This is a genomic window from Microbacterium sp. (genome assembly GCF_035277845.1).
Taxonomy (GTDB): domain Bacteria; phylum Actinomycetota; class Actinomycetes; order Actinomycetales; family Microbacteriaceae; genus Microbacterium.
Genome location: NZ_DATEJS010000081.1, coordinates 1 through 8,531 on the forward strand (window position 1 = coordinate 1; position 8,531 = coordinate 8,531).

Below are 8,531 nucleotides of genomic sequence, written 5' to 3' on the forward strand. Positions count from 1 at the left end.
GCTGGTACGACGTCACCGGCTACGTCCTCGCCACCACCCCCGGCCACCGCTTCCCCCTCTACAACGCCCGCACCGTCCTCGTCGAGCACACCTGCGACGAAGACCCCCACGGACCCGGCTGCCCCGACACCACCCCCTGACCATCGACGCCGCGGCGATCCGCGGGGGATGTCGGAACCCCCGGCTACTGTCATTGACGTGAGATACGTCGAAGCCGAGAACCGCGTGGTCTGGAGCGCGAGCGACCTCAAGGCCGCCGCGGAGTGCGAGTTCGCTTGGTTGCGGGCCATCGACGCCAAACTGGGCCGCGTCGAGCCGGTCGACGATCCGGTGGATGCCACCCTCGAGCGCGCGGCACGGCTCGGCACCGAGCACGAGCGCCGGATGCTTCAGCGATACCGCGACCGGTTCGGATCCGCGGTGGTCGAGATCTCCGAGACGCGCTCGTCCGATGCCGACGGCCTCGCGGCCGCCATCGCGCAGACCATCGACGCGCTCCGTGACGACAGCGTCGAGGTCGTCTATCAAGCGGCGTTCGCGACGGCGGAATTCGTCGGTTTCGCCGACTTCCTGGTGCGCGACGACGCCCGCCGCTGGATCGTGCAGGACACCAAGCTCGCGCGCCATGCGCGGGTGACCGCCCTCATGCAGCTGGCGGCATATGCCGACCAGCTCGACCGGCTCGGGGTGCCGCGCAGCGACGAAGTCCAACTCCTGCTGGGTGACGGCACCACCTCGACGCACGCGCTGTCCGACATCCGGCCGGTCTTCGAACTGCGTCGCGAGCGGCTGCGTGCGCTCATCGCCGACCGCGATCTCGCGGCGGGCATCGCGGGAGACCCGATCGCCTGGGGCGATGACCGCGGCGAGCTGAAGGTCGTCGCATGCGGGCGCTGTCCCACGTGCGACCTCGAGGTGGTCTCGACCCGCGATCTGCTGCTCGTCGCCGGGATGCGGCCGGTGCAGCGGGAGCGCATGCGGGCGGCCGGGCTGCACACGATCGACGACCTCGCCTCTGCCGCCGAGGTGCCCGAGCGCATGAACGCCGACACGTTCGGGCTGCTGCAGACCCAGGCGCGGCTGCAGCTGGTCAGTCCTGCCGGGGTGCCGGTGCCGGCCGCGATGCTCGTGCCGGCGGGGGCGGCGGGGGAGCCGACCGTCACCGGGCAGCCGGCCGTTCCGGCTCCGCCTGCGGTGCCGTCGTACGAGGTGGTGTTCCCGAAGGCTCTCGGCGCGCTGCCCCGGCCCGACACCGGCGACATGTTCTTCGACTTCGAGGGCGATCCGCTCTACACCGAGGGCGACGGCAAGGTCTGGGGCATCGACTATCTCTTCGGCTGGGTCGACGGAGTCGAGCAGTACTCGGCGCTGTGGGCGCACGACTTCGCAGATGAGAAGGCCGCGTTCGAGCGGTTCCTCGACATCGTGCGCCTGCGGCGCGAGCAGTTCCCGGGCATGCACATCTACCACTACGCCCCGTACGAGACGGCGCATCTCACCGAGATGAGCCGCCGCTACGGGGTCGGCGAGCAGCAGATCGACCAGCTGCTGCGCGACGGCGTGTTCGTCGACCTCTATCCGGTCGTGAAGCGGGCGCTGCGCGTCGGCTCGCGGTCGTACTCGATCAAGAAGCTCGAACCGCTGTACATGGGCGACGAGGTGCGCACCAGCGACGTGCAGCGCGGCGACGACTCCATCGTCAAGTACGTCGAGGCGCGCACGCTGCAGGCCGCCGGCGTCGAAGGCGAGGCCCAGGCGATCCTCGACGACCTCGCCGACTACAACCGGTACGACTGCGTGTCCACGCGACGCCTGCGCAACTGGCTGGTCGACCGAGCCATCGAGGCCGGCCTGCGCCCCACCCGCGACGTCGAACCGGACATTGCGGTGTACGAGTCGTCGCCCCGCGCGGCGCTGCTCGCCAAAGCCGCCAAGGCGGCCGACGACGAGGCCGAGGCGGATGCCCTCGAGCTCGGATCGGCGGCCATCGACTACTACCCGCGTGAGGCGAAGACGTTCTGGGCTTCGCACTATCAGCGGCTGCGCGAACCGGTGACGACCTGGCAGGACACGCGCGACGTCGTCGTCATCGATGCCGCGCGCTCCCGTGTGGTCGAGGACTGGCATCAGGGCGTGCGCAGCGTGCGACGCCTCGTCATGCTGCAGGGCGAACTGGCACCCGGTACGAAGCTCAGCGAGGGCGGTCGCCCGTTCGCGCTGTACGAACTGCCCGCGCCGTACGAGACGCTCCCGATGCCGCGCTGGATCCACGCCGCGCACATGGTCGAGGTCGTCGAGGTGCACGACGACGGTGTCGTCATCGCCGAGACGGCAGTCGACGGCCAGACGTGGGATGCCCTGCCGCTGGCGCTCACCCCGTCTGCGCCGCCGATGGCCGGCAACCAGCAGACCGCCATCGAGGAGTGGGCGGACGCGGTCGTCGACGCGCTTCCGCGACTGCCGCGCGATCCCGCCACCGACATCCTCGCCCGCCGTCCTCCGCGCCTGCACAGCGGGTCCCTGGACCACGAGTCCGAGACGATCTCGGCGATCGTCGCCGGCCTGCGCAACCTCGACCGCAGCTACCTGGCCGTGCAGGGGCCTCCCGGAACCGGCAAGACGTACGTCGGCTCGCACGTGATCGCCCGACTCGTGCGAGAGCACCACTGGCGCATCGGCGTCGTCGCGCAGTCGCACGCGGTCGTGGAGCACATGCTCGACCGGGTGATCGATGCGGGCGTCCCGATGGAGCTCGTCGGCAAGGCGACCAAGGATGCCGAGGCCTCCTTCACGGTGTTCCCGAAGAACGGGCTCGCAGCCTTCACCGAGGAGCGCCGGGGGTCCGGCTTCGTCGTCGGCGGAACCGCGTGGGACTTCAGCCATGCCGGTCGCGTTCCGCGCGGGTCCCTGGATCTCCTCGTCATCGATGAGGCGGGGCAGTTCGCGCTCGCTGCGACCATCGCCGTGGCCGTCGGCGCCGAGCGTCTTCTGCTGCTCGGCGACCCGCAGCAGCTCCCTCAGGTGAGCCAGGGCACCCACCCGGCACCCGTCGACACGTCGGCCCTCGGCTGGGTGATGGACGGCCACGCCGTCATGCCCGCCGACCGCGGATTCTTCCTCGCACAGTCGTGGCGGATGCATCCGGCCGTGGCCGGCCCGGTGTCGCAGCTGTCCTACGCCGGCGAGCTGGAATCGCATCCGTCCGCACGGCTGCGGGTGGTCGCCGGACTCGAGCCGGGGGTGCATCCGATCCCGGTGCGACATGACGGCAACGCGACGCAGTCCGCCGAAGAGGCCGAGCGGGTCGTGCAGCTCGTGCGTGACCTGCTCGGGCGGGAGTGGACGGATGCCACCGACGGCGATCCGCTTCCGCCGCGGGCGCTGGAGGCGTCCGACCTCATCGTGGTCACTCCGTACAACGCCCAGCAGGTGCTCGTCGAGGAGGCGCTCGTCGCCGCCGGATTCGGTGCTGTGCCGGTGGGCACGGTCGACAAGTTCCAAGGCCAGGAGGCCGCCGTCGCGATCGTGTCGCTGGCGGCGTCGAGCGGGCGGGATGCTCCGCGCGGACTCGAGTTCCTGCTGCTGCAGAACCGGCTCAACGTGGCGGTGTCGCGGGCGAAGTACGCCGCGTACATCGTCTATTCGCCCGGACTCCTCGACGACCTGCCACGCACCCCGGACGGGGTCGCCCGGCTCAGCGGCTTCGCCGTGCTCGTGGGCGCGGTCGACCGGGATGCCGCGATTCCCGCCCCCGCCGGCCTCGCGCTGTCAGACTTGACCTGAGCGAGAGGACGCCGATGCCCGAAGAGATTCCGAACCAGTTCGAGATCGACCTGCCCCCGGAGCAGATCCCCGGGTACTTCGCCGACTTCGCGAACGTCTGGCACACGCCCACCACGTTCGTCATGGACTTCGTCACCGTCGCGCAGCCACCACGGGAGGGCACCCATCCGGAGACGGGCGACCCGGTCGCGATCGTCCCGGCGCGCGTCGTGAGCCGCATCCGCATCCCTCCGGAGCAGGTGTTCGAGCTGGCGAAGGCCCTCACGCAGCAACTGGAGTTCTGGGAACAGGAGACCGGGCGCCGAGCCGCGGAGTGAACCCGGACTGCACCATGGCCTTGGGCCGAACGGCCCCCCGACTGAGGCGGGGCGGCGCCGCGGCCTGACGCCGAGCTGCAGCGGCCAGCCGTCGGTCCGGCCCCCGTGGATCAGACCGTGCCGTACAGCCGATCGCCGGCGTCGCCGAGGCCCGGCACGATGTACCCGTTCTCGTTGAGCCGCTCGTCGAGTGAGCCCAGCACGAGCGTCACATTGTGGCCCTCGACCTGCTTCTCGATCGCTGCCACGCCCTCCGGTGCGGCGAGCAGGCAGATGGCGGTGACATCCTGCGCGCCTCGCTTGAACAGGTACTCGATCGCCGCGCCCAGCGAGCCGCCGGTCGCGAGCATCGGGTCGAGCACGAAGCACTGCCGGTTGCTGAGGTCCTCCGGCAGGCGCTCGGCGTACGTCGTCGGCTGCAGGGTCTGCTCATCGCGCACCATGCCCAGGAAGCCCACCTCCGCGGTCGGCACGAGCCGGGTCATCCCCTCGAGCATCCCGAGCCCGGCCCGCAGGATCGGCACCACGAGCGGGCGCGGTTCGTCGATCTGCACGCCCATCGTCGTCGTCACCGGAGTCTCGATCTCCACCGCGCTGACCCGCACCTCACGCGTGGCCTCGTAGGCCAGCAGCGTGACGAGCTCCTCGGTGAGCTGGCGGAACACGGGCGACGGGGTGCGCTTGTCGCGCAGCACCGTGAGTTTGTGGGTGATCAGGGGGTGGTCGGCGACGTGCACACGCATACGGCCAGGGTACTGGCACGGGTGCTCGTCCCCGTACGCTCGTCCTGTGACCCCTGACGCCGCCGACCGCACCGCGATGCACCGCGCGCTGGCGCTTGCCGCGGAGGCTCTCGCGGCCTCGGAGGTGCCGGTCGGCGCGGTGGTGACGGATGCCGCCGGCCGCGTCATCGGGGAGGGGCGGAACGAGCGGGAGACCACCGGCGACCCGACCGCGCACGCCGAAGTCGTCGCGCTGCGGCGAGCCGCGGCATCCCTCGGCTCGTGGAATCTCGAGGGGTGCACCCTCACCGTCACGCTCGAGCCCTGCCTGATGTGCGCGGGGGCGATCCTGCAGGCGCGCATCGGCCGAGTGGTGTTCGGCGCGTGGGACGACAAGGCCGGCGCCGCGGGATCCATGTACGACGTGCTGCGCGTCCGTCGCCTGCCCTATCGTGCGGAGGTCGTCGGGGGAGTCGAGCAGGATGCCGCGGCTTCGCTGCTGCGCGACTTCTTCGACCCGCGCCGCTGACCTGACACCGCGACGCGGATGACGCCGCGCGGGAACGGCGCCAGGCCGCGCTCACCGCTGGTCGAGTCGGACGGTGGTCAGGTGCGCCGTCTCGCCGACCACCGTGTTGACGATGCGCGCCGGGTACCGCTCGTACTTGGCGCGGTAGGCGGCATCCACCTCGCCCTGCAGAGCCGCGTCGGCCGGATCCATGGCCGTGAACGCGACCTCGAGCTCCGCGCCGCCGCCGCGCACCCGACCGGTGCCGGATGCCAGCGCCCGCCGATACCACGGGTTGTCGGTGCCGTACGCGGAGCGCACGTACAGGTCGTCGCCGGAGCGCACACCCCAGATCGTCACGAACGGGCGGTCGGTGCCGTCCGGCCGGGTCGAGGAGAGCTGCAGCTCGTCTGCCTCGGCGATGCGGCGCAGTTCGTCGGGTGTCCAGGCCATGCGATCACGCTACGCCACCGGACCGTCCGAGACGGCAACCGCGGCGCCGGGTTCCGCGGCGCCCCATCGGTCACCGCGGCAGTTGCGGCAGCACCTCGGCGCCGAGGTATTCGACGTGGTCGATGTCCTGCTGGTCGAGCAGCTGGAAGTACACGCGCTCCACGCCGAACGAGCGGTAGAACTCGACGCGCTCGGCGATCTCCGCGGCATCCCCGACGATGTGGGACCGGCGGCGCGCCTCCGCAGGCGTGACGCCCGCCCGCGATGCGCGGCGCGCCACATCCTCCTCGGAGCGCCCCGCGAAGGTCGTCATCGCGAGCGACAGCCGCACCGAGGCCGGATCCCGGCCGATCCGCTCGCACGCGTCGCAGACGTTCGCGATGAGCCCCGGGATCTCGTCGTCGTCGGGGAATCCGAGGTTGTACTCGCTCGCGAAGCGCGCGACCAGCTCGGGCGTGCGGCGCGGACCGCTGCCGCCGATGATCACGGGAAGCGCGGGCTGCACGGGTTTCGGCAGGGCCGGGCAGTCCACGAGCGTGTAGTGGGTGCCGAAGAACGAGAAGGTCTCGCGCACGGGCGTCGCCCACAGCCCCGTGACGATCTCGAGCTGTTCGACGAGCAGGTCGAACCGCTTGGCCGGGAAGGGGATGCCGTACGCCTCGTGCTCGCGGGCGAACCAGCCCGCGCCCAGGCCGAGTTCCACGCGTCCGCCGGACATCTCGTCGACCTGCGCGACCTGGATCGCCAGCACCCCGGGATGCCGGAACGTCACCGGCGACACCAGAGTGCCGAGCCGGATGCGCGAGGTCTCGCGGGCCAGGCCGGCGAGCGTGGTCCAGGCATCCGTCGGACCGGGCATCCCGTCGCCGGGCCCGCCGTTGAGGTAATGGTCGGAGCGGAAGAACCCGTCGAAGCCGAGCCGCTCGGCCGTCTGCGCGAACGCGAGCTGATCGCCGTACGTCGCTCCTCCGTGCGGCTCTGTGAAGAGGCAGTACTCCATGGCGACCCCTGGGATCAGTCGGCGGACGGGACGATGAACTGGTCGGTCGGCGGCGCCGGGTCGGTCGCCGGGCGGTACACATCGGGCTCGAGGTAGATGACCCGCGCCGCGGGAACGGCCGCGCGGATGCGCTTCTCGATGTCGTCGATGTCCAGGGCCACGTCGCCGAACGGCTTGTCCGCGGCGAATCCGAGCTTCGCGGCGACCATCAGCTCATCGGGACCGAGGTAGAGGGTCTTGATGTGGATGAGCCGGCGGATCTCGTGGCCGTCGAGGATGGCGTCGACGATGCGGTCGTGGTCGCCGCGGTTCGCGCCCTCGCCGACGAGCAGGCTCTTGGTCTCGATGCCGAGCGTCACCGCGACCACCACCAGCAGCAGGCCGATGAGCAGCGTGCCGAGCGCGTCGAACAGCGAGTCGCCGGTGATCGCGGTGAGACCCACGCCGAGCAGCGCGAACACGAGGCCGGTGAGCGCGGCGACATCCTCGAGCAGCACGACGGGCAGCTCCGGCGCCTTGGCGTGACGGATGAAGGCGAACCAGGATTCGCCCTGCTTGCGGTGCTCGTTGCTCTCCTTGATCGCGGTGCGCAGCGAGAAGCCCTCGAGGAAGATCGCGACGACCAGGACGATCAGCGGCACGAACACGTTCTCGAGCTCGTGCGGGTGGGTGATCTTCTGGACGCCCTCGTAGATCGAGAACACCCCGCCGATCGAGAAGAGGATGATCGACACGACGAACGCGTACACGTACCGCTCGCGGCCGTACCCGAACGGGTGTTCGCGGTCGGCCGCGCGCTGCGACCGGCGTCCGCCGATCAGCAGCAGCACCTGGTTGCCGCTGTCGGCGAGGGAGTGGATCGCCTCGGCGAGCATCGATGCGGAACCGGAGAAGAACCACGCGATCAGCTTCGCGAGCGCGATGCCCACGTTCGCAAGGAACGCCGCGATGATGGCCCTGCTTCCGCCGGATGCACTCATGCCCCCGAGTCTACGGGCGACCCCTGCGTAGGCTGGGACCATGACGGAAGCCACGCTCCCCCCGATCGCTGTCCTCGGTGCCGGCTCGATGGGAGGCGCGGTCGTCAAGGGCGTGGTGGCATCCGGACTCGCCTCGGGCGTGACCGTCACCAACCGCACGGCCGCCAAGGCCGAGACGATGCGGCTGCCGGGGGTGACGAGCGTCGCCCTCGAGGATGCGGCGGACGGCAATGCGGATGCCGCAGCCACGGCCGACGTGGTGTTGATCGGCGTGAAGCCGGCGATGGTGCCCGACCTGCTGCACGAGATCGCGCCGAGCCTGCGCCCCGGCACGATCGTGGTGTCGATCGCCGCCGGTGTGACCATCGCGACGTTCGAGCAGATCCTCGGCGACGGCATCCCCGTGGTCCGCTCGATGCCGAACACGCCCGCGCTCGTCGGCCGCGCCGTCACCGGCATCGCGGCAGGAGCGACCGCCACCGCCGGGCACGTGGCCACCGTCCGCCGGCTGTTCGAGACCGTCGGCACCGTGATCGAGGTGCCGGAGTCGCAGATCGACGCCCTGTCGACCATCTCGGGCTCCGGGCCCGCCTACGTGTTCCTGCTGATCGAGAAGCTCACCGAAGCCGCGGTCGGCAAGGGGTTCGACCGGGATGCCGCCCGCCTGATGGCCGAGCAGACCTTCATCGGCGCCGCCGAGCTGCTGCGCGCGTCGGGGGAGGACCCGGCCGAGCTGCGCCGCCAGGTGACGAGCCCGAAGGGCACCAC

At 70.9% G+C, this 8,531-nt stretch carries 8 protein-coding genes; 4 read left to right on the forward strand and 4 right to left on the reverse strand.

Features of this window, described 5'->3' with window-relative positions:
* The first annotated feature begins 198 nt into the window (after positions 1-198).
* Complete coding sequence (locus VJR25_RS03530; RefSeq protein WP_324112580.1) at positions 199-3,783, forward strand: TM0106 family RecB-like putative nuclease; 3,585 nt, start codon at positions 199-201, stop codon at positions 3,781-3,783.
* Between the two features lie 14 nt (positions 3,784-3,797).
* Positions 3,798-4,100 carry a DUF3467 domain-containing protein gene (locus VJR25_RS03535; protein ID WP_324112582.1) on the forward strand — a complete coding sequence of 101 codons (303 nt, stop codon included), beginning with the start codon at positions 3,798-3,800 and terminating at the stop codon, positions 4,098-4,100.
* Positions 4,101-4,210: 110 nt separating this feature from the next.
* On the opposite strand, the gene upp is transcribed toward VJR25_RS03535, so the two are convergent.
* A complete protein-coding gene (gene upp / locus VJR25_RS03540; protein WP_324112584.1) occupies positions 4,211-4,843 on the reverse strand; it encodes a uracil phosphoribosyltransferase in 633 nt (210 codons plus the stop codon).
* Positions 4,844-4,919: 76 nt separating this feature from the next.
* Between upp and VJR25_RS03545 the strand changes: the two genes are divergently transcribed.
* A complete protein-coding gene (locus VJR25_RS03545; protein ID WP_324112596.1) occupies positions 4,920-5,351 on the forward strand; it encodes a nucleoside deaminase in 432 nt (143 codons plus the stop codon).
* A gap of 51 nt (positions 5,352-5,402) precedes the next feature.
* On the opposite strand, the gene VJR25_RS03550 is transcribed toward VJR25_RS03545, so the two are convergent.
* From VJR25_RS03550 to VJR25_RS03560, 3 genes are all read right to left on the reverse strand, one after another.
* Positions 5,403-5,783, reverse strand: coding sequence for a DUF2255 family protein (locus tag VJR25_RS03550; RefSeq protein ID WP_324112586.1), 381 nt, complete (start codon positions 5,781-5,783; stop codon positions 5,403-5,405).
* Between the two features lie 70 nt (positions 5,784-5,853).
* Positions 5,854-6,783 carry an LLM class F420-dependent oxidoreductase gene (locus VJR25_RS03555; protein WP_324112589.1) on the reverse strand — a complete coding sequence of 310 codons (930 nt, stop codon included), beginning with the start codon at positions 6,781-6,783 and terminating at the stop codon, positions 5,854-5,856.
* Between the two features lie 14 nt (positions 6,784-6,797).
* On the reverse strand, positions 6,798-7,763 hold the full coding sequence (locus tag VJR25_RS03560) for a cation diffusion facilitator family transporter (RefSeq protein WP_324112591.1): 966 nt from the start codon (positions 7,761-7,763) through the stop codon (positions 6,798-6,800).
* A gap of 40 nt (positions 7,764-7,803) precedes the next feature.
* Between VJR25_RS03560 and proC the strand changes: the two genes are divergently transcribed.
* Positions 7,804-8,531 (forward strand): pyrroline-5-carboxylate reductase (gene proC / locus VJR25_RS03565; protein ID WP_324112594.1); only part of this gene is annotated, 728 nt, incomplete at its 3' end.

Bases quoted from the DNA above. Each gene is read 5' to 3' on its own strand.
- VJR25_RS03555 (WP_324112589.1), bottom strand. From the start codon at position 6,783: ATGGAGTACTGCCTCTTCACAGAGCCGCACGGAGGAGCGACGTACGGC.
- VJR25_RS03545 (WP_324112596.1), top strand. From the start codon at position 4,920: ATGCACCGCGCGCTGGCGCTTGCCGCGGAGGCTCTCGCGGCCTCGGAG.
- upp (WP_324112584.1), bottom strand. From the start codon at position 4,843: ATGCGTGTGCACGTCGCCGACCACCCCCTGATCACCCACAAACTCACG.
- VJR25_RS03535 (WP_324112582.1), top strand. From the start codon at position 3,798: ATGCCCGAAGAGATTCCGAACCAGTTCGAGATCGACCTGCCCCCGGAG.
- VJR25_RS03560 (WP_324112591.1), bottom strand. From the start codon at position 7,763: ATGAGTGCATCCGGCGGAAGCAGGGCCATCATCGCGGCGTTCCTTGCG.
- VJR25_RS03550 (WP_324112586.1), bottom strand. From the start codon at position 5,783: ATGGCCTGGACACCCGACGAACTGCGCCGCATCGCCGAGGCAGACGAG.